We start from the raw sequence: 21,984 nt of genomic DNA on the forward strand, positions 1-21,984 counted from the left end.
TATTGTACGAGATTGAAATCACAAATTACTATTTAAAGCAAATTTTATTCTTCTTCAATCAATCTTCGTTTGTATATATTCGCAGCCTGAATGTATATTGAATGAAGATTTTCAAATTAATATTTCTTTTAGGCTTTTTAAGTCCGATTTTATCGGCACAAAATATAAAGAAAACAGATCAGCAGACACTGACTTGGATTCGTTATTACAACATATTTCCTTTAAGCGAAAAATGGGCGATTCATTCTGAATTTGACAATAGAAGTTTTGTAAATCCAATTCATGAAAATCTTTTTGTTATAAGATCTCAGGCACGTTATCGTGCAAATAAGATTATGGACTTCGGAGGAGGATTTGCCTATTTTAATGTGAATACTCAAAACCCAAATGTTGATCCTGATTATTCTGTTCCCGAATATCGCGCACAGCAAGATTTAACTTTTATAAATGATATTGCTAAAATCACCTTCCATAACCGTTTTCAAATAGAGGAACGCTTTATTCAAAAAACAGATAAAAATGAGCTTTTAAATGAATTCTCATTTGCTTACAGATTTCGTTATCGCCTGCAAAGTACTTTTACAATTTGGGAAAAAGAACAACGAAGCATAAAAGGAACTATTTCCGATGAAGTAATGCTGAATTACGGCAAAGACAATAGAAAGAACACCTTTGATCAAAACCGGTTGTATATTGCATTAAGGTATCATTTCACGCCTAATCTGGGTTTAGAATTAGGATATCTCAAAAATTTTCAAAGACGCTCCAGTGGTATCGATTTCTATGACCGTGATATTATTAGGTTTACAGTTTACCATAGAATTAATCGTAGACTTTAGATCTAAAAAAACCGAATCAAATTAAAAATTTGATTCGGTTTTTTACTTTGAGCCTTTGTCCCTCTGAACCTCAGCAACTCAAAACTTAGTACCTCAGAACCTCAGCCTCTTAGAACCTCAAGAAAAATCATGACCCTCTCTGTCTTTTTCCTCCTTTTTTACTTTCGGCGAAGTTTCCGATTTTGTAGGCCAGAGAAAACATTACATAACGTTTTAAAACTGTATTTTCTTCATCACGAATGGATGTTGAAGAAATTGTTCTTGTAGCACTTTGATTTTGATTTAAAACATCATACACTTTAACTTTCGCATATAATTTTTTATCTAAGAAACCGTACGATAAACTTGTATTCCAAAGAAAGAAATCCTTTTTGAAATCATCTGAAATGTTTGAGTTATAAGTATATCCAAAATCATTTCCAAAAATTAAATTAGCCGGCCAATAAGATGTTGTCTGCAGATTAATTCTATGAATAACATTTGATGTCGCATCTCTTGAATAATTTTCATATCGAGTTTCGTTATATGATAAACTGTAAGATGGCGCAATCGAAAGTACATCTCCATAATCGTAAGATGCATAAACACTTGGCGTTACTACAATAGATTTTGCATTATATAATTGTGCATTTGTAAATCCTTTATCAAAATTATAATTTCCGCTTAAACGCAATCCGTATCTTAAAGTATGAGCATCTTTTTTAATTTGCTGATTCCAGTTTCCTCCAATAGAAGCAGAATAAGTTCCTGAAATATTCACGTACGTTGTATTTCTTTTTCCACTTTCATCATAAATTGAAGTTGAAACAACATCGTTATTATAATAATCTCCTTTTATAAAAACACTGTAGCCAGAACGCGTTCTAAAATCAAAATTCTTAAAATCGATTCCTGCACTGTTTTTCTCAATCGGATTTAAGTCTGGATTTCCAATTACACTATTTAACGGATTGTTTAAATTCGCTACAGGCATTAATTGGACTGCAGATGGAAGTGCATTTGAATAATCATATTTGAAAGTCAAATTCTTTGAACGATTGAATTTATATCGAAATTGAGCATTCCCATACGGAAGCGCATATCTTTTATTCAAATCTGTTGCTTGATTGAGGTAAAAAGAATGATTATCAAATTCAACTATTGAGGTTCTTGAATTTACATTCAGGCTAAATTTACTTTTCTGCCAGCTGATCCCAACCTTTGGGGTAATTGAATTTTGCTTAGATGTGGTATAATTCGTCAATGATAAATTTAAATCTGAATATTGATCTGTATTTTCATCAAAATTGAATGTTTTTTGATCATTTACAGAATTCTGCCAGTTAAAATCGGTTCCAAAACGTACTCTAAGCGAATCTGTTATCGGCTCTGTATATTCTAGATCCAAAGCATAATTATCACTTTTAGAGGTATTCTTTGCATTTTGATTTCTTTCATCATTTGGTTTTCCATCTTGGTAAAAAATAGTTTCAGAAACGTTGATACCGTTTGAATCGTTTTTAGTGTTATTGTTATTAAAAACTACACTAAGATTTCGAGATTTTTTTTGAAAAACTTTATTAAAATTAATACTATTGGCAAAATTCAAATTTGAACCTTCCGTATGCGATGTGGCGCTACTTTCGTTCAAAGGATCTCCATTTTCGTTTTCAGAAAAAGTCGATGAAGATGAATTACTGGTCGATTGCGATTGATTTAATTTTGGAGCAAAAACGATCTGCATTGTTGGATCGATTTTATATTCTAATTCAAAATTGACATTATTTCCAGTATTTTCATTTTTAGTTTTAGAATCTGCTTCGGTCACGATATTTCCAGTTGGCAGGAAACTTATTTGATTTGATTTACTGTCATTTTTAGTAATGGAATTGGTGAAATTATAACTGCTCATAAACTCCAAATCGTTTGTCCAGTCATCAGAATAATTAATTCCGGCCAAAGTAGATTGCGTAATTCCTTTTCCGCCCCCGCCAGCGCCTTGGCTACCTCCTTTTGCGTTACGTCCGCCGCCCATATTATCAAAAACCTCATCCATAGAAAATCCGGTTGAGTTGATATTATTTGAGGAAGCTAAAACGCTGATTTTTTGTTTATTCTTAAAAAAGTTCATCATCAAACTGCTTTCATAGCGCTCGTCTGATCCATATCCGCCAAGTACTTTTCCAAAATACCCTTTATTTTTCTTTTCGTCAATGGTAATATTTACAGTCGAATAGTCTGAGCTAGATTCCTGCTTAGCAAGTTCTTCTTTCTTGGTTTTAAAATCAGAAACCTGAATTTTTTTAATAATATCAGCTGGAAGGTTTTTAATTGCAATGGCTCCGTCTTTGTCAAAAAACGTTTTTCCGTTTACTAAAAACTGAGTGACTTCTCTCCCATTTACCGTAATTTTTCCTGTATTATCTACATCAAATCCTGGTAATTGTTTCAGTAAAGTTTCTACATTCGCATCTGGACGAACCTTATAAGAACCTGCGTTAAATTCTAAAGTATCTTTTTTAATTGTAATTGGCGGTGCTTCGCTTTTAATTACTACTTCGTTTAAGACATTTGCATTTTCAAGCATGTATAACTTTCCGAAATCTTTACTTTCTGTAAGTCCCTTTTGTTCTTCGTAATACGCTTGATAACCCGTATAATTCACTTTTAAAAAAACTGGTTTTTCATACTTTTTAGTATTAATAATAAAATTTCCGTTTTTATCTGTTGTAGCATATTCAATAATAGTAGAATCTTTTACGGTAGTAAAATAAACGGTAGCAAGTTCAAGCGGCAGCTGTGTATTGATATCAACAACAGTTCCTTTAACAACAATATTATTTTGGGCATTTGCCGAGTAAACAAAAGCTAACAACAATAGAAATGAATAAATTTTGGTCATAAATTAGGTTAGTTAGATCAGTAAGACTTAAAAAAATGCAAAAGGTTTAATTGTATTTTTTACATTTATTCAAATATAGTGCCAATAAAAAATCAGTTTTGTAATTATATAGACACCAAACATAAAAAAGTCCCCTATTTTTGGGGACTTTTTTTTATTTTTCTCTGATATAAATATCGATTGGGACTCCAGAAAAATCCCATTTCTCTCTAATTTTATTTTCCAAATATCGTTTATATGGTTCTTTAACATATTGCGGCATATTAGCAAAAAATACAAACTGAGGTGTTTGAGTTGGTAATTGCATACAATATTTAATTTTCACATATTTTCCTTTTGTCGCCGGCGGCGGATAAGCTTCAATAACTTTCAACATATATTCGTTGAATTTTGAAGTAGGAATTCTTTGTTTTCTATTTTCAAAAACCTGAACCGTAGCTTCCAATGCTTTTAATAAACGCTGTTTTGTTAAAGCAGAAACGAATAAAATAGGCACATCTGTAAAAGGCATTAATTCTTTTTTGATTTTCTCTTCGTAATCACGAGTCGACATGGTATCTTTCTCTACCAAGTCCCATTTGTTTACCAAGATTACCACACCTTTACGGTTTTTCTCTGCAAGCCAGAAAATACTTTGATCCTGACCTTCAAATCCGCGGGTTGCATCTATAACTAATATACAAATATCTGCATGCTCAATTGCACGAACTGAACGCATTACAGAATAAAACTCTAAATCTTCTTTAACCTTTGCTTTACGACGGATTCCCGCAGTATCTACTAAGTTAAACTCAAAACCAAAACGGTCAAATTTGGTATCAATTGCATCACGAGTTGTACCTGCAATATCTGTTACCATGAAACGTTCTTTACCAATTAATGCATTGATAAAACTTGACTTACCTGCATTCGGGCGACCTACAACAGCAAAACGTGGTAAAACCACTTCTTCTTGAGGCGGCTCTGGCTTTTCTGGGAAAGCATCAATTAATGCATCTAATAAATCTCCTGTTCCGCTTCCAGAAATACTAGCGAAAGTAAAATATTCACCCAGACCTAGGTTATAGAACTCAACTGCATCTTTTTCACGCATTGCGTTATCAACCTTATTTACAGCCAATAAAACTGGTTTTGTTACTTTACGCAACAATTTAGCAACCGTTTCATCCATTGGTGTAATACCTTCTTCAACATCAACCACAAAAATAATAACATCTGCTTCGTCGATAGCAAGCTCTACTTGTTTACGGATTTCACCTTCAAATACGTCATCAGATCCGCGAACGTATCCACCTGTATCAATGACAGAAAACTCTTTTCCGTTCCACTCGCTTTTACCATAGTTTCTATCACGGGTAACCCCAGATACTGAATCTACAATAGCTTCTCTTCTTTGTATCAGCCTATTAAAAAGGGTCGATTTCCCTACATTAGGTCTTCCTACTATCGCAACAATGTTATTCATTTTTTTGAATTTTAGATTTCAGATTTAAAATTTCAGATTTCGTTTTTGACTAAATCACAACAAATTATAAATCAAAAATGCTTTATTTAAATTTTTTGCAAAGGTAGTCTTTTTTAGTTTGCAGTCACAGTTTTAAGTATTCAGTTAAAAAACTGGTAAAAACGTGACCTCTAAATTAAAACTGACTACTTTTTTTGGAGTTGTTTCCTGCTATTTTTTAATTCGCACTCACAATTTTCAGACTGAGACTGTAAACTGCGACTGAATACTCTTTTTACTGATTATATCCGAAACGTTTCAGCATATTAGCGTTGCTTCTCCAGTTTTTATTCACTTTTACATATAGTTCAATGTGAATTTGTTTTCCGAAGAATTTTTCTAAGTCGGCACGTGCATCGGTTCCCACTTTTTTAAGGGCTGCACCTTTATGTCCTATGATGATTCCTTTTTGCGTTTCGCGCTCCACCATAATTACCGAACGGATTCTGATAATTTTTTCATCTTCAAAAAATTCTTCTGTAACGATTTCAACTGCATACGGAATCTCTTTACTGTAATTCAATAAGATTTTCTCACGAATAGTTTCATTAACAAAGAAACGTTCTGGTTTATCTGTTAATTGATCTTTAGGATAATAAGCTGGTGATTCTGGAAGTAATTCGATAATTCTTCCAAAAACTTCTGGAACATTGAAATTCTGCAAAGCCGAAATTGGAAAAATTTCTGCATTTGGTACTTTCTCTTTCCAAAAAGTAACTTGTTGCTCTAATTGTTCCTGATTGGAATTATCGATTTTATTTAATAGTAATAAAACTGGAATTTTAGCATGAATGATTTTATTAAAGAAAGCTTCGTCTTTTAAGTCCTGCTCTCCTATTTCGACCATGTAAATCAAAATATCTGCATCTTCAAAAGCCGATTTTACAAAGTTCATCATAGATTCCTGCATTTCGTATGCCGGCTTAATGATTCCAGGCGTATCAGACAAGACCAATTGAAAGTCTTCGCCGTTTACAATTCCTAATATTCTATGACGTGTAGTTTGTGCTTTAGATGTAATGATTGACAATCGCTCTCCGACGAAAGCGTTCATCAATGTTGATTTTCCAACATTTGGATTCCCGATGATGTTTACAAAACCTGCTTTATGTGACATTTGCATAATATTTAAGGTGCAAAGGTAGTCATATCAACTCAATACAGAAAATAAAACATTTTTTAAAGTTTTCGTTGGATTTCTAAAAAATCGGCGTATCTTTGCACCCGAAACATCGCGGGATAGAGCAGTAGGCAGCTCGTCGGGCTCATAACCCGAAGGTCACAGGTTCGAGTCCTGTTCCCGCTACAACGAAAAAAGCTTCAGAGAAATCTGAAGCTTTTTTGTTTTATATCGATTTTATTTTATAAAAGTCTGAGACTTTTGGCAGTTTTTATTTCGTCCGTTTTGCTTCTATCTTATTTCCATTCTGTAATAAAAACAAATTTGAAATTTCTCCTTTTTCGTTCTTTTCAAACTGAATTTGTGCATCTACTACTTTATAGAAAAATAACATTTCACTTTCTACAAATATCGGGAACACATTTTGTCCTGTCAATTGTGAAAATAGCTGGTCTTTATCTAATGAAATTTTGATTTCAAAATCTTTTTCAACTTGATAAGTCCCAACAAACTTTTGAAGTTCTTCAGTTGTAATAATAACTTCTTTTCTGATTTTTTGCACAGGCAATGGTTTATTATATAGAATATTTCTAATTGCTTTTGAAGGAATTGTAACGTTGTTGTGATTTTGAAGTATTATTATTGTTTTATCATTTGTAATATGTCTATCGATAAAAGTTACATAACCCGGCCAACCACCATTATGGTTTGCAATTTTTCCAAAATCACCATTTTCTTCAATTCCCCAGCCAAAACCATAATTTCTTTTAGCTCCGTCTTTCAAAGTTGCTAATTCAAAAACTTCTTTCATTCCCTCTTTTGTGAGTAATTTATTGGCGTATAATGCCCTATCCCAAATCAATAAATCCTTTACATTTGAATTAACTGTTCCATCTCCAACAATACCATCAAGCCAAATAACCATTTTAGTTTCTTTCAATTCGTCTGGTAAAACATATTTTTTCAAACTATCTGAGTAAACATAACCAAAAGCATAATTGTCTATTTTCTTTGGCGACAATCTACGAGTGTAAACAAAGGTATTTTTCATTTTCAACGGTTGGAAAATAGCTGTGTTTAGATAGTCAGCGTATGTCAAACCCGATACTTTCTCAATTATTGATGCCAATAGTGCATAGCCCGTGTTGCTATATTCCCATTTACTATTTGGTTCAAATAATATTTTTGGCTGATGTTTACTAAATATATTAATTATGTCTTTGTTAGTGGCAATTTTAGATTTGTCAAATAAACTATCCATAAGCTGCATATAGTCTGGCAGACCTCCAGTATGATTCAATAAGTTTCTTACAGTTACACCTTTATAAAAAGAAAGTTCGGGTAAGTATTTTTCGATGTCATCGTCCAAATTCAATTTTCCTTTTTCTTTAAGTATCATTATCCCCATAGCAGTGAACTGCTTTGAACAGGATGCCAATTCAAAAATCGAATTTTCATTCAATTTTTCTTTTGTTGTTTCGTTTGCAAGTCCAAAACTATGGCTATAAATAACTTTCCCTTTTTCTGCAATTAGAAAATTTCCATTGATTTTCTCTTTTGAATAAAGAGAATTGAGTAAACTGTCAATTTTTTGAATTCTGTCTTGTCCAAATGTAAGATGTCCAATTAAAAGAAGTCCAATTGTAATTGTTAATTTCATTTTTTATTTCTTGTTAATTAATGTAAGTGAGATGTCTCGCAAAATTGCGACCAACTTATTTTATATGTATGACAAAACCACACAAAGCCATCCAAATTTGGATAGCTATGCATGATAAATTTCATACCTTATTTATCTCTCAAATATATATTTTTTTCACTACAAATTTTCAAAAGACTTTTTAATTTGAGTGATGCTTTTTGGCATTTGTACAAATGGCTAAACAAACAACAAGCTTAAAAAAATTAAGATACGTATCCTAAAATACTGTAATAATCCAAGACAATCTGGTTAGATATTTGAATGCTTCCCGCTACTAAGACAAAAGCTTCAGAGAAATCTGGAGCTTTTTTATTATACAAAAATCACTAAGCCCACTCATTCTCTTCTACCATTTTACTCTAATAAATTGATTTCTATTGTGATATAAAATCTTGTTTAACATCTAAAATATCGTCTTTCAATATAAAACCATAAATTTCCAAGCATTGTAACAAAACTTAATAATTAAATAATATGTTTTCTTACTAACTGACTTTAAATTAGTAAATGTTTTTATAAATTTGCGATCCTGTAATGAAACCTGTTTTTTTCAATAGAAAATTATGACTTTCACACAAATACCACCAAAATCACTTTAAAGTCTTTATTCGAAAACAAATCATATAATCACAATTACAATACAATGCTTAAAAAAAACAAACCCCAAGTTCTATTTTTTATTCTTTTAAATTTATTTTTTACGCCTAATTTATTTTCTCAAAAAAGCATTTATGCAGGAATTGAAATCGGCCGCAGGGCTATAAAAGTTTCTGTTCTCGATGTAAGTAACATTAAAAAAGCCGATTATAAAATCCTTTCTTTCTGGACAGAAAGAATTCCTTTTGCCGATCATATTGCTGCTTCTGGCGAACTTACTCAAGATGACATCACTAAAACTAGTGTTATTGTTGTTGATCAATTAAAGAAAATAAGAGCCGAGTATAAAATTCATGAAGAAAACATTTTTATTGTTGCTGCTCCAGTTTTTCAATCTGCACGAAATATTGATGTTTTAAAAAACAAAATCTTTTCTCTTAACAATAAAGAATTAGAAGTGCTGGATGCAAACGAAGAAGCAAAAACTTTAGTTAAAGGTGCTATTCCTCCTGTTGATTATGCAAATGCTTTCCTTCTTGACATTGGAGCTCAAACTACTAAAGGCGGTTACATTGATGAGCTTAAAGACAACAAACTAGAGTTTATTCCTTTAGCATTAGATTTTGGTACAATGACACTTACTGATGCTGTAGAAAAAACGGTTGTAAATAAAAGTCAAGTAAATGATATGTCGACTTATCAAGAAAAATCTTTTGACTTTAACCCTATTCTACGTAAGAAGACAAAAGAAATGTTTGATGCAAATCCTCCTTTAGAAAAAAAGGATAAACTATATTTATCTGGTGGAGCTGTATGGGCATTTTCGACACTATATTATAACGAAAACGTTAAGGAACATTATATTACATTAAGTTTACAAGACGTAATTGATTACGATGCCGTTCTAAAGAATAACTTTAGCAAGTTTACAAACTTGGCAAAAACGAATAAAGAAGCTGCGAGAGTTTTAAGCACTTACGACCAAAAATACCTTATTTCTGCAAACAACATTCTAGTGACTTGTCTAGAAAGTATTCCAAATTTAGCAGCAAAGAAAATATACTTTGTAAAAGAAGGACAAGTAACTTGGCTGATCTCTTACATTGCAGATCGTTCTAAAAAGGTAAATACCAATTTCTAAAAAGTATCTTCACTTATACAAAAGCTTCAGAGAAATCTGGAGCTTTTTTTATTCGATTTTATTATTCGATTCCTTAACCAGCATTTCATTAATTACATCTAATAGTTCCATTTCATCCGTTGGAAACAAATGAAGCGCTTGTTCTAAAACCAATCCTACGTCAATAGAAGAATTTTTATTATCTGGTTCAAGCGCCATAATACATAATTTGAGCATACTAGTAATAACACAGCCAAGTTCAGAATAATTCAGTATTTTTATTGCAGCAGTATTAGTCTTTTCAGAAACAGGTTTTAAAGTATTTAAATATTGGACTGATAACCTTTTAATGTATTCTAAATTTTTTATTTCTGCCGTTTTCATTTACAATCTATTTTTTTAATTCAGCAAATATATAAAAAAACAGACATATTTGACTGGATTTATATATTCCTGTTTTTTCGGCTACTTACTTATAATTTTCAAAATATAAAACAAGGAAATGAGAAAAACCGAAGTACCTGAATCTGTAAAGATTGTTGGAAAAAACATTAAAGATATTATTAAAGAAAAGAGTCTTAAAGTACGACATGTCGCTCATGATTCAGATCTAGATATTGAAGCATTAAGAAGATATATGCTAGGCAAACAAATTATGGGTATTGATAAACTAATACGAATTAGTAAAGCTTTGAATGTTGAAATATCCGAGCTCTTTCGAGAACTATAATTATTTAAAACGATTTATTTTTAAATATACTATGTAATAAAAGCTGGAAAATAAATTCAGAAAAATAAATGCCAATGCAACACTATCTACTTTAGAAAAAGTATGTGAAGCATTGGAAATAGGTTTTATTGAATTATTTAGTTTTTAAATTTAAATAATTCAATAAAGCAATTAAAAGTAAAGTTGTTTTAATAGTATATCAAGCAGCTTTTTTTACCCTGCGTTTTTTCTTCTCTAAAAGTTGGAGATTGTTTTCGGCACAAAGAATTTTTTCTGTTGTACCATTTTTTTGAATTTCAATCAAATAATGAAAATCTCTTTCTTTTGAAGCAGATCTTATTATAAGTCCTTTTTTAAAATCCATTTTTCTTTCGATCACTGTTCCCTTATAAGATATTCCACTCAATGCAGTGTAGGTTACATCTTGTCCTTGTATAAATTTCATCGTTTTAGCTATTCGGTTTATTATTCGCTAATACTAGTAAAAATCAATCATTAAGGGGGTTTGATTAATTTTTATACTGTTGCGCAATATAAAGACATTGAAAAAACTGCAGCTGCGTATTTATACCTGTTTTCGGATTATGAATGTTAATTTTTCAGAATAGATATTTACTTATCTGCTCAAAAATTGATACAATTTAGAACAGCTATTTTCGAGTCATTTTTGAGTCAAATGAGTAGTTTTGAAGGTGATAAATTTCATTTCAAACAACAAATAAACAAGATCAAAATGGTACATGAAAGAGTAATGGAGAAATTGGCGATCTTAGCAGATGCAGCCAAATATGATGTTTCTTGTTCTTCGGGTCAGAGCAATCGCAAGAATAAAAACAAAGGATTAGGAGACGCTTCTGCAAATGGAATCTGCCATGCTTTTACCGAAGACGGCCGCTGTGTGGCTCTGCTTAAAATTTTATTGACCAACCATTGCATTTTTGATTGTGCTTATTGTGTCAGCCGAAAAAGTAATGATATAAAACGAGCTGCCTTTACGGTTCAAGAAGTTGTCGATCTTACAATTGGTTTTTATCGAAGAAATTATATCGAAGGATTATTCCTGAGTTCGGGTATTTTTGATAATCCCGATTATACAATGGAACGTCTGGTTAGAATAGCCAAGAAATTACGTCTGGAAGAAAATTTTAACGGATATATTCATCTAAAAGCTATTCCAGGCGCCAGTGACGAATTACTAAAAGAGGCTGGACTTTATGCCGATCGTTTGAGCGTAAATGTAGAAATGCCGACTGAACAAAGTTTGAAACTGCTTGCGCCAGATAAAAATCACATCGATGTAATTAAACCGATGGAATATCTTAAAAATGAAATTGTCGGCTACAAAGAAGAGAAAAAATTAAACTATAAAGCACCGCTTTTTGCGCCCGCAGGACAAAGTACGCAAATGGTTATTGGCGCCACAAAAGAAAATGATCTCGAAATTTTAGGCATGGCCAATTATTTCTACGAAAAAATGAATATGCGCCGCGTTTACTATTCTGGATATGTACCCATAAGCTACGACAATCGACTTCCTGCAATTGGCACACCAGTACCTATGATTCGGGAAAATCGTTTGTATCAAGCCGATTGGTTAATTCGCTATTACGGATTTAATGTAAATGAAATTGTTGGTTTCGATCAGCCAAATCTGGATCTCGATATCGATCCGAAATTGGGCTGGGCTTTACGAAATCTAGATCAATTTCCTGTTGATATTAATACCGCAGATTTAGAATTAATTCAGCGTATTCCAGGAATAGGATTTTTGAGCGCTAAGAAAATTGTTGCCGCCCGACAGTTTAAAAAACTCCAGCCGCAAGATTTAAAAAAATTAGGAATTGCTTATAATCGCTCTAAATTTTTTCTAGCATTTGCATCTCCTTTTTACCTGCAGAAAGATTTGACTTCTGTTCAAATAAAAAGTCAGATTTTAAATTTACAAAACAGTAAATACCAAAATAATTTTTCAAACCAGCTGGCTTTATTTTAATTAAAATGACACAGGTAATTTATGACGGAAGTTATGAAGGCTGGCTTACAGCTGTTTTTGAAATTTATGAATATAAGCTCGAAGATGTAATTTTTGCTAAAAAAGAAGTTTCGAATGCTTTACTTTTTTCAAATACTCATTTTGTAACGACAGATAACAATAAAGCTAATCGAGTTTTAAATGGTCTACAAAAAAAACTTTCTGCCAGTGGATTTACGAACCTTTATTATGCTTTTTTATCAGAACTGAATCAGATTGACGAAACCTTATTTCGATTTGTGCAATATGTGTTTTCAAGTTCACAAAACATCGAACAAGATTTTAGCAATAATGATGTTTTAAATGTTAGAAAAGCAACACATTTAACCGGCAAAGAAAGTCATAGAATGAAAGCTTTTGTTCGTTTTAAACTAACTAAAGATGAATTATATTATGCAATTGTCGAACCCGACTGCAATGTTTTGCCGATTATAGAAAATCATTTTAGAAACCGTTACGCAGACCAGCGCTGGCTTATTTATGATGCAAAACGTAAATATGGCATTTATTATGACCTGGAAAATGTCTCAACTGTCGAATTAACGTTTGATTCGAAAATTTCTTCATCCCAATTTTTAGCTGAAATAGCCGATGAGGATGAAGAATTTTTTCAAAATTTATGGCGCAATTATTTCACAAGCGTTAACATTGAATCGAGAAAGAACACGAAACTTCATATCAAACATATGCCCAAGAGATATTGGAAGAATTTGATAGAGAAAATTCCAGATCTTAAAAATAAGCGTTAAACACTCTTATTTACTATTCTTAAGCGCATCCAGCAATTCGGCCAAATTAACTACACCATAAGTAGAACAATAATCTGATACTGCATAAGGTAGTATTAAACTATCGTTATGAATAATGGCACCGCAGGAATATACCACATTTGGCACATATCCCTCACGCTCATCTTCTAATGGAGAAAGCAATGGTTCTGTAAGTCTTCCTATTTCTTTAGACGGATCGTCAAGATCAAACAATGAAGCACCAATGCAATAACGTCTCATTGTACCTACGCCATGCGTAATTACAAGCCAGCCTTCTTCTGTCCACAACGGCGAACCGCAATTTCCAATCTGAGTCAATTCCCACGTATAACGAGGTTCCTGCAAAAGAATTGGCGTATTCCATTGTGTTGCACGATCAGAATACATGATATAATTATTTACACCATCTATTCTGGCAAGCATGGCATATTTACCTTTTATTTTTCTCGGAAACAGAGCTAAATTTTTATTCTGAGCGCCAACACCATGAAGAGGCATGACTCTAAAACTGTAAAAATCTTCGGTCGAAATAAGTTTCGGCAATATTGTATGTCCGTTATAAGCGGTATAAGTTGCCATTACACGAACAGAATCATCATCGTCTACAAAACGTACAAAACGAGCATCTTCTATTCCTCGGCTTTCAGAATCAGAAATTGGAAAAATTACACGTTCTGTAATATCAGAATCGTGCTTGAATTGTATGTCGTAAAACGAATTCGCCAGCCACAATATTTCCTGTAATGCTGTTTTTCGCTCTTCACGAATTATAGGATCACTCAAAGCTGTGTTTAGCATATTTTTGAGAATCGCAAATTCAAATTCATCTGGGAGGTCCTGCATAATCTGGGTAATATATTTATCCGTCGTATGCATTTCTGTCAATTTCGTTAAAAATCTTTCCTTATTAAATAAAGTCTTATGTTCGATTTCGGCTTTATCAATATGGTTTCCAATTTTCATAATATGGAGATTATTGTCTCTGTCTAAGATTCCTCTCCTAAAAACAATAGACGAAATATGACCTTCGCCAGTTGCACGAAAAGAAATAACGACACGTTTTTCACCTGCTTCCAAACCTGTTTGGTCAAAATCTTCTACAATTGAAGGATTGAAAATTGCAGCAGATTCAATTGCATATTCCATTGTGCAATATGATCCAATAAGCATTTTTCGATCAAGAGACATTGCCTCATAGTCAATTTTCATTTCTTCAATAATAGGTCTTATTCGTTCGCAATGTCTAAAGAAAACTGCAGAGATGTTTCTATGACGTCTCGCAAATTCTCGCAGTGTTTGTTCTAAAGTTTGTAAAACTTGTTTTTCGTCCAACATCATTATCCGAAGTACCATCTGTTGGGTTCGTTCGTAACCGTTCATAAAATATCGGGCGACAACTCTTCTCGAATCTGGTGTAAATTTTATATTTTTTCGGACTACTGATACTCGCATAAGTTTATTTTTGGTTAAAGTAAATCTTTCTTAATACATAACAAGTTAATAATTTTGTTAAAGAAAAACGATTAAATTTTTATTAAACTTTTCTATTTCTGTTATGCGTCGTTAAAAATGTTAAAGGAAAATAAGGAATTAAATCGCCGGTGATCAAAACTTTTTTCTATTTTCGTCAGCAAACTTCCAAAGCAATTTATAAGAATGAAGAATAAAGTCAAAATTTTGAGAGAGGAAAAAAACATGACTCAAAATGAACTTGCCGAAAAATCCGGACTTTCATTGCGAACTATTCAGAGAATTGAAGCAGGAAATATTCTTAAAGGATTTACTTTAAAAACAATTGCGCAGTCTTTAGAAACTGAACCCGAAAATCTAATTTCTACAAAAGAAAATAGCGAAATTGAAAGGGCCAAATTAATTAATCTTTCTGCTTTAAGCGGATTTATTATACCATTCGGAAGTATTATTTTCCCTTTAATTTTAACTTACAAAACCAAAGACTTTAAAAACAGAGAACTTGGAAAACAAATCATCTCCATTCAAATCTTTCTGAGTCTTATACTTTCGTTTTTAATGATCTTGAGTCCGTTCATTCAAAAAGCATTTTCTATAGAATTTCCTCTTTTTCTGGTTCCGTTAATTGTAATTCTCTCCTTAAAATTAGTTGTTGTTATATTAAACGGAATTAGTTTAAACCAAAAACAAAGATTAGCTATTAAACTAAAACACAACTTCTTATAGTTACAGTCATAAAACTGACGTAAAAATGTCGCCTAGTTTTTTCACTAAAATCGGAAACTAAATCCGAATGTTGCAGAAAAAACAAACCATGAAATTATTTAAGAAAATTGCAATTATTAGTGTAACAATTATTGTTTTGTCATTATTGGGAGGATATCTTTACTTTCAAAAGAAATTTACACCACCAGAAAACTACCTGAATGTTTCTGGAACAGCAGAAAATATTCCGACAAGATGGATTTCTACAAATGAAAACTCACATGCTGCTCTGCTTCTGCCGATTAAATTAAATGGAATTGATAAGACATTTTACATGCAGTTAGATTCAGGTTCGCCAATTACTGTTTTCTACAAAAATTCTTTAGAATCAATTTCCGAAAAATTTCCTAATCGAATTAAAATCGATAATGAAAAAAATAAAATCTCAACAGGTTTTAAAATCGGAAATTTGAATGTTATTTCTTCTGATTTTGAAGTTTTAAATTATGGCAGTAAAATTGACTTTGACAATGCAAATGCCGAAAATATAATTGGAACAATTGGAACAGATTTATTAGAAAAAAGAATAAGTGTTTTAGATTTTAAGCATAACAAATGTTCTTTTATCGAAAAAATACAGGAAAATAATTTTATAGATTTTGAATTTAAAAAACGTAAAATCTTGATTCCTGCTAAGGTCGACAATGAAAATTTAAAATTATTATATGATTCTGGAACAAGCGCTTACGAATTGATTACCACAAAAGAAGCTTGGGAAAAGTACAAGTCCAAAACAAGCGCAATAAAAACTGAAAAAGGAAATTCTTGGGGAAATACTTTGGCTGTGTTCTCTGCTTCTGCCAATAAGAAAATACAATTTGGAAATGCATCCTTACCACTTTCAGAAGTTACTTATATTGAAGGTACATCAAAACTACAAAACTTTTTAATGAAACAATCAGGCATGCAGGGAATGATTGGAAATAAGCTTTTCCTTAATCATACTTTAATTTTAGATTGCAAAAACGAAAAATTTAAGCTGGAATAAAAATAAAATTTATCCAATAAAATAATTTTAAGAATTGATTTCGATAATTTCTTTGACGTTCTCGATAAAAGCTTCGGTATCTTTAATTTCTTGTTTGATCGTTGAATGATGATCTGATAAATTGTATTGTTCTATCATATCTTTTTTCATATATTTTATCACCGATTCAAGACTTCGAGTATCGTTTTGATTTGCTTTTTTTAATTCACGATGTTTACTTTCGAGATATTTTAGTGTTTCGTTTAATCTTTGAACGTTTAATTTTCCTGTCATTGTATTCCTTAAATTATTAAAAAATAACAGCTAGAAATGTGGCAAAACTCAATATGCCCCAAAAACTAATACCATTCGAATTTACCTCACTCCTAGCCATTATCTTCTCACACTTACGTTCAAATTGACCATTTGGTTTGAGAATGACCTAGTTTTTTTATCAATTTAAAATTAAAGGCAAATAATTTATTGGCTTACAATAATTTAGAATCAAAAAATATTTTTGCAATTCTAAAATCCAAAAGAATGAATGTGATTACAAAGTATTTTTCCAAGCAAAAACACAACAATCAGAACATCAAAACATTATAAAAAACCATCCAAAATTGTGAATATCTATTTCAAGTTTTAACTATTTATTTTAATGTAAAATTTATCTTTGACATCCTTAAAAATTTAAAAAGAAATGAGCGCAGTTTGGTACGAATGCAAAGTAAAATATAGAAAAACAGATGAAACTGGAGGACAAAAAGTTTTAACCGAGCCCTATTTGGTTGATGCTTTGTCTTATACAGAAGCTGAAAAAAGAATGACTGAAGAAATGGCCGCCTATACTAGTGAAGAATTTAAAATCACAGCGATCAAAGTGGCAAACTATGCCGAAATTCATCCTTTTGAAAATGCGGACAGATGGTTTAAATCTAAAATCACTTTAATTGCTTATGATGAAGAAAGCGGTAAGGAAAGAAAAACAAGCATGTATATGCTGGTTCAGGCAAATGATGTTCGCGAAGCTTTTGACAACACACTTCATATAATGAAAAATACAATGGGCGAATATTCTATTCCGTCTATTTCAGAAACACCAATTATGGATGTTTTCCCTTATTTCAGTGGTGAAGAAGGCGAAACAGAAATGCTGGAAAGATTCAATACCTTAAAAGCTTCTAAACCTGAAAAAGCAGAAGCCGAAATTGTAGATCACATGGAATTTGAAACAGCAGGAGAGGAATAATTTTTTTAAATTTTCAAAAAAGAAATTCCAAATTCCACAAAAAGAAATTAATCTTTATAAAATAGCTTCAGAGAAATCTGGGGCTTTTTTTATTTCTAAACATTAAAACTCAAACCTTATAACAATCAAAATAAATATTATATTCGCTTTACGTTTGTCCTGACAGAAAACCATTTACACCTAAAAACCAAAAACTTCATGACTAAAAAAACACTGATTTTAATTGGGTTTATTATTTTAAAATTTGTTTTACAATATGTTTTAATTAGTCCCGAATATGATTTGCAGCGCGACGAATATCTGCATCTGGATCAAGCACATCATTTGGCTTGGGGGTATTTATCGGTTCCGCCGGTAACTTCATGGTTTTCGTATATTATTTTCCTTCTAGGGAATTCGGTTTTTTGGATCAAGTTCTTCCCTGCTCTATTTGGTGCGTTAACACTTCTTGTTGTCTGGAAAACTATAGAACTTTTAAAAGGAAATCTTTATGCATTAATTCTCGGAGCACTCGGAATTTTGCTTTCTTGTTTATTGCGCATCAATACGCTTTATCAGCCAAACTCTTTAGACATTTTATGCTGGACTGTATTTTATTACATTTTAATACAATACATAATTTCCGAAAAACCAAAATGGCTTTATTTTGCAGCAGTTGTGTTTGCTTTTGGTTTTCTAAACAAATACAATATTTTATTTCTCTTACTCGGATTAATTCCTGCCATTTTACTATCAAATCAGCGAAAAATAGTAGCGCAAAAAGAACTTTATTTTAGTTTGATTTTAGGTTTAATTTTAATTATGCCTAATCTCCTTTGGCAATACAATAATCATTTTCCGATTGTACATCACATGAAAGAATTGGCAGAAACACAATTGGTAAATGTTGATCGTATCGGATTTTTGAAAGAACAAATTCTATTTTTTATCGGCTCTTTGTTTGTTATTCTTGGTGCACTTTATGCATTATTGGTTTACAAACCTTTTAAGAAATACCAACTCTTTTTTGGAGCTTTTATTTTTACTCTTCTAATTTTTATCTACTTCAAAGCAAAAGCTTATTATGCAATTGGTTTATATCCAATTTATATTGCTTTTGGTGCTGTTTTTTTATCTGAAATTTTAAATAATGGATGGAAACGTTTTTTAAAACCTGTTTTTATTCTTATTCCGTTATTACTTTTTATTCCAATGTATAATATTGCTTTTCCAAACAAAAGTCCAGAATATATAGTGGAGCATCCAGAAAAGTACAAAAAACTGGGAATGCTTCGCTGGGAAGACGGAAAAGACCATCATCTGCCTCAGGATTTTGCTGATATGCTGGGCTGGAAAGAATTGGCCAGAAAAACAGATTCGATTTACGATTTAGTGCCCAACAAAAAAGAAACTATTGTGCTTTGCGATAATTACGGACAAGCTGGAGCGATTAATTTTTATTCTAAAAAAGGAATTAAAGCCGTTTCCTTCAACGCTGATTATCTGAATTGGTTTGATCTTGACATTCAGTACAAAAACCTTATTCGTGTAAAGGATTATGACGAAAACAATGAAGAACTTAAAGAAACGAGTCCGTATTTTGAAACGGCTGCAATTGGTGGTCAAATAACAAATCGATATGCGAGAGAATACGGAACTACAATTTTTGTTTTCACGAATGCAAAAATCAATATAAATAAGAGGCTGGAACAGGAAATCAACGAAGAAAAAAGCGATATTATAAATGATTGATTTCAAGGACATATCTTATTTAAAAACAGGAAACCCAAAACAGCAAGCCGCATTTCATATTTTAAATCAACATAAAGTTTTAGAAAATCTTGCTGACTTTGACCCTATTTTAGTGGGCACAATTCCAATAAATATCAATATTGAAAATAGTGATTTAGATATTATTTGTTATTGGAAAAATAAATCTTATTTTATGAAGAAAATTAAAGATTTGTTCCAAAATGAAAGCAATTTTGCGATTCGAGAAAATCTCATTAACGAGCAAGAATCTGTTATTGCGAATTTCTTTATTGACGCTTTTGAAATCGAAATTTTCGGGCAAAATACTCCAACAGAACTTCAAAACGGATACAGACATATGGTTATTGAAGACCAAATTCTTCGTTCTAAAGGCGAAACCTTCCGATTAGAAATCATTAAACTAAAAGAAAAAGGAATAAAAACCGAACCTGCATTTGGCTTGCTACTTGGCTTAACAGGAAATGTTTACGAGGAATTATTAGATTTTAAAATCTAACAAAAGCCCTGATTTTGAAAAATTATACTAAATAAAGTACAAAAATTATTTGCATAACCGTATTTAGTGTGTATCTTTGCACCCGAAACATCGCGGGATAGAGCAGTAGGCAGCTCGTCGGGCTCATAACCCGAAGGTCACAGGTTCGAGTCCTGTTCCCGCTACAAGGTAAAAGTAAAAGCCTGAGAAATATAGATTTCTCAGGCTTTTTTTTGATTCGAAAAATATTGTTTTATTTTTTTGTTCAATTTCAAAAGGTTAGAATTCCAAAATCTTATATCACTAACTTTGAAACACTACCCTTTTTTTGGAATACTTTAATTTGACTCAAAAACAAAAAAAAGGGTGCAAAAATACACCCTTAATTTTGTCTGCAATTTTTTTATTACATCCACATCTCACGCATTACCGTTGCTGATATGCTTAAAAGAAAGAATACCCAACAATTAAAGAAGTTGTCTGATAAGAAGAATTCCAGCTTGAATTATCAGAAACAATTCCTCTTGGCGTTTGGAATCTTATTTCAGCACTGAATTTATCCATAAACTTTGCACCTAAACCGAATCCCAAGTTAATTCCTGATTTGATGTCTAATTTGTTCAATTCAGATCCATCGGCTCTTGTAACAGTTGCAGTAGAATTATTGCTGAAGTCTACTATAACTGATCCATTTGCAAATATTTTTACATTTTTATTAATAAAAAAATAACGTCTAATACCAATTGGCAATTCAATTGATTTGTAGTCTACTTTACCATCCAGCGTTCCGCCAACAACCTGAGAGCTTTGTATTGTTTGCTCACTTTTATAATATTGATAAGTTGGCTCCACAATAATTGACCATCTGTCTTTATTAAAAGGCAAAATAAATTCAGCTTCAATTCCTAAGCTAAAGCTTGATTTCCCTCCAAAATCAAAATTCATATCCTCAAAATTAGAGCTTTCCATAGTTAATGAACTGTTGTTATATCTCGGACGAACTGTAAGATTGAATAAGTCTTTTTTTTCTTTTACTTCAAGATCAACAAATTCAGAATTAGTGCATTTGTTATATTTTGCAAAAATACGCATTAAAGCATTTTTGGCATAAGTCAACGTTTCATATTCATTTTGCTGAATATTGTCACATTTTAAATCCAAATAAAGCTGTTCTCTGAAATAGTTGTTTTTTGCAATTTGGTCTGTATAATATTTAGCATTTTCGTTGTCACCGCTCGCAAGATAAGTTTTGTACACAAGCTGTTTTATTTCAGCATTGTTTACTTTGTAAAAGAAACGTCTCACTGTGCTGTCATCATAAAGATATAACGATGCATTACCTTCCATAAGCACTTGAAGGAATAATGTCTCTAAATGGAAAACAGGATTTTTTTCTGTAGTCATTGTTTGCAGATCTTTAGTAGATCTGTCAATATTTACTGAAGATCTAATAAATTTTTTCTGACCTGTAACGCTAAATTCTTTTACCGTTTTTAGGTCTGCATTAATAATTGGAGAATCTTCAGATAATCTATATCTAAAACTTGTCGGATTGTTTTTCCAGTCTAAATTTTCAACTAAGCATTCTGTTTTTTGATTGTTTTCTGTAATAACATAACCTTTTTCAAAAGCTATTTGAGAAAATCCTTTAAGAGTAAGAAGTAAAGTTAGGGCAATGAATAAAATTTGTTTTTTCATTAAAATTAATTGATAGTTTATTGATTTATTTTGGTTTTTGGATTTAAAAGAAACTGAATTCTTTTTGTTTTAATTGAGAAGTAAATGTTTTTTCCTTAGGCTAATTTATTTTTGTTTAGTTTTAATTTTTTCATGGCAAATATAATAAGGTGAAAATCTATTATTTTACGGAAAACCTCATTTTTGCTTATTTTATATTGATTTTAATTTGGAAGCTTTTAAAGATAAAATGCTGTGATGATTCTTCTGATTTGTTTCAGATGTAACCGTTTTAATGAATAAACTAGTCCTATACAATTTTACTTGTGCCAGA

19 protein-coding genes and 2 tRNA genes are annotated in these 21,984 nt (G+C 31.6%); 12 read left to right on the plus strand and 9 right to left on the minus strand.

Annotated elements, in window-relative coordinates; all coding sequences use genetic code 11:
- Positions 1–101 precede the first annotated feature (101 nt).
- Positions 102–839, plus strand: a complete 738-nt coding sequence (locus ASE40_RS11440) for a DUF2490 domain-containing protein (protein ID WP_057117106.1) — start codon at positions 102–104, stop codon at positions 837–839.
- A 127-nt stretch (positions 840–966) separates the two neighbouring features.
- Here the strand turns inward: ASE40_RS11440 and ASE40_RS11445 are convergent, their stop codons facing one another.
- From ASE40_RS11445 to era, 3 genes are all read right to left on the minus strand, one after another.
- Positions 967–3,720, minus strand: a complete 2,754-nt coding sequence (locus ASE40_RS11445; RefSeq protein ID WP_057117107.1) for an outer membrane beta-barrel protein — start codon at positions 3,718–3,720, stop codon at positions 967–969.
- A gap of 154 nt (positions 3,721–3,874) precedes the next feature.
- A complete protein-coding gene (der, locus tag ASE40_RS11450) occupies positions 3,875–5,185 on the minus strand; it encodes a ribosome biogenesis GTPase Der (RefSeq protein WP_057117108.1) in 1,311 nt (436 codons plus the stop codon).
- A gap of 274 nt (positions 5,186–5,459) precedes the next feature.
- Positions 5,460–6,341: a GTPase Era gene (gene era, locus ASE40_RS11455; RefSeq protein ID WP_057117109.1), complete on the minus strand. Its 882-nt coding sequence runs from the start codon at positions 6,339–6,341 to the stop codon at positions 5,460–5,462.
- Positions 6,342–6,457: 116 nt separating this feature from the next.
- Here era and ASE40_RS11460 point away from each other — a divergent pair.
- A tRNA-Met gene (locus tag ASE40_RS11460) sits at positions 6,458–6,530 on the plus strand.
- Positions 6,531–6,615: 85 nt separating this feature from the next.
- On the opposite strand, the gene ASE40_RS11465 is transcribed toward ASE40_RS11460, so the two are convergent.
- Positions 6,616–8,004 carry a serine hydrolase gene (locus ASE40_RS11465; protein ID WP_057117110.1) on the minus strand — a complete coding sequence of 463 codons (1,389 nt, stop codon included), beginning with the start codon at positions 8,002–8,004 and terminating at the stop codon, positions 6,616–6,618.
- Between the two features lie 685 nt (positions 8,005–8,689).
- Here ASE40_RS11465 and ASE40_RS11470 point away from each other — a divergent pair.
- Positions 8,690–9,784: an exopolyphosphatase gene (locus ASE40_RS11470; protein ID WP_057117111.1), complete on the plus strand. Its 1,095-nt coding sequence runs from the start codon at positions 8,690–8,692 to the stop codon at positions 9,782–9,784.
- A gap of 48 nt (positions 9,785–9,832) precedes the next feature.
- Here ASE40_RS11470 and ASE40_RS11475 read toward each other — a convergent pair whose 3' ends face one another.
- The gene (locus tag ASE40_RS11475) at positions 9,833–10,147 is read right to left on the minus strand and encodes a hypothetical protein (protein WP_057117112.1); all 315 of its coding nucleotides are present in this window, start codon (positions 10,145–10,147) and stop codon (positions 9,833–9,835) included.
- Positions 10,148–10,265: 118 nt separating this feature from the next.
- Between ASE40_RS11475 and ASE40_RS11480 the strand changes: the two genes are divergently transcribed.
- A complete protein-coding gene (locus ASE40_RS11480) occupies positions 10,266–10,493 on the plus strand; it encodes a helix-turn-helix domain-containing protein (RefSeq protein ID WP_057117113.1) in 228 nt (75 codons plus the stop codon).
- 199 nt (positions 10,494–10,692) lie between these two features.
- On the opposite strand, the gene ASE40_RS11485 is transcribed toward ASE40_RS11480, so the two are convergent.
- Positions 10,693–10,938, minus strand: a complete 246-nt coding sequence (locus ASE40_RS11485) for a hypothetical protein (RefSeq protein WP_057117114.1) — start codon at positions 10,936–10,938, stop codon at positions 10,693–10,695.
- A gap of 288 nt (positions 10,939–11,226) precedes the next feature.
- Between ASE40_RS11485 and ASE40_RS11490 the strand changes: the two genes are divergently transcribed.
- Together ASE40_RS11490 and ASE40_RS11495 are read left to right on the plus strand one after the other, a co-directional pair.
- Positions 11,227–12,486: a putative DNA modification/repair radical SAM protein gene (locus tag ASE40_RS11490; RefSeq protein ID WP_057117659.1), complete on the plus strand. Its 1,260-nt coding sequence runs from the start codon at positions 11,227–11,229 to the stop codon at positions 12,484–12,486.
- A 5-nt stretch (positions 12,487–12,491) separates the two neighbouring features.
- Positions 12,492–13,274, plus strand: coding sequence for a TIGR03915 family putative DNA repair protein (locus ASE40_RS11495; protein ID WP_057117115.1), 783 nt, complete (start codon positions 12,492–12,494; stop codon positions 13,272–13,274).
- A gap of 6 nt (positions 13,275–13,280) precedes the next feature.
- On the opposite strand, the gene ASE40_RS11500 is transcribed toward ASE40_RS11495, so the two are convergent.
- Positions 13,281–14,747: a glycoside hydrolase family 130 protein gene (locus ASE40_RS11500; protein WP_057117116.1), complete on the minus strand. Its 1,467-nt coding sequence runs from the start codon at positions 14,745–14,747 to the stop codon at positions 13,281–13,283.
- Positions 14,748–14,951: 204 nt separating this feature from the next.
- Between ASE40_RS11500 and ASE40_RS11505 the strand changes: the two genes are divergently transcribed.
- Together ASE40_RS11505 and ASE40_RS11510 are read left to right on the plus strand one after the other, a co-directional pair.
- The gene (locus ASE40_RS11505) at positions 14,952–15,491 is read left to right on the plus strand and encodes a helix-turn-helix domain-containing protein (protein ID WP_057117117.1); all 540 of its coding nucleotides are present in this window, start codon (positions 14,952–14,954) and stop codon (positions 15,489–15,491) included.
- A gap of 88 nt (positions 15,492–15,579) precedes the next feature.
- The gene (locus ASE40_RS11510; protein WP_057117660.1) at positions 15,580–16,518 is read left to right on the plus strand and encodes a hypothetical protein; all 939 of its coding nucleotides are present in this window, start codon (positions 15,580–15,582) and stop codon (positions 16,516–16,518) included.
- Between the two features lie 27 nt (positions 16,519–16,545).
- Here ASE40_RS11510 and ASE40_RS11515 read toward each other — a convergent pair whose 3' ends face one another.
- Positions 16,546–16,791 carry a hypothetical protein gene (locus ASE40_RS11515; RefSeq protein WP_057117118.1) on the minus strand — a complete coding sequence of 82 codons (246 nt, stop codon included), beginning with the start codon at positions 16,789–16,791 and terminating at the stop codon, positions 16,546–16,548.
- 406 nt (positions 16,792–17,197) lie between these two features.
- On the opposite strand from ASE40_RS11515, the gene ASE40_RS11520 reads away from it, so the two are divergent.
- The 4 genes from ASE40_RS11520 to ASE40_RS11535 all read left to right on the plus strand — a co-directional run bounded on the left by ASE40_RS11520 (position 17,198) and on the right by ASE40_RS11535 (position 20,158).
- On the plus strand, positions 17,198–17,746 hold the full coding sequence (locus tag ASE40_RS11520) for a DUF4494 domain-containing protein (RefSeq protein ID WP_057117119.1): 549 nt from the start codon (positions 17,198–17,200) through the stop codon (positions 17,744–17,746).
- Positions 17,747–17,944: 198 nt separating this feature from the next.
- The gene (locus ASE40_RS11525) at positions 17,945–19,477 is read left to right on the plus strand and encodes a glycosyltransferase family 39 protein (RefSeq protein ID WP_057117120.1); all 1,533 of its coding nucleotides are present in this window, start codon (positions 17,945–17,947) and stop codon (positions 19,475–19,477) included.
- Positions 19,470–19,994 (plus strand): DUF4269 domain-containing protein, encoded by a 525-nt coding sequence (locus ASE40_RS11530; RefSeq protein WP_057117121.1) that lies wholly within the window; start codon positions 19,470–19,472, stop codon positions 19,992–19,994. The genes ASE40_RS11525 and ASE40_RS11530 overlap by 8 nt, the downstream gene beginning before the upstream one ends.
- Positions 19,995–20,085: 91 nt before the next feature.
- Positions 20,086–20,158, plus strand: a tRNA-Met gene (locus ASE40_RS11535).
- Between the two features lie 259 nt (positions 20,159–20,417).
- Here ASE40_RS11535 and ASE40_RS11540 read toward each other — a convergent pair.
- Positions 20,418–21,671 (minus strand): outer membrane beta-barrel protein, encoded by a 1,254-nt coding sequence (locus tag ASE40_RS11540; RefSeq protein WP_057117122.1) that lies wholly within the window; start codon positions 21,669–21,671, stop codon positions 20,418–20,420.
- Between the last annotated feature and the right edge of the window lie 313 nt (positions 21,672–21,984).

The organism is Flavobacterium sp. Root935 (assembly GCF_001429295.1).
GTDB lineage: Bacteria > Bacteroidota > Bacteroidia > Flavobacteriales > Flavobacteriaceae > Flavobacterium.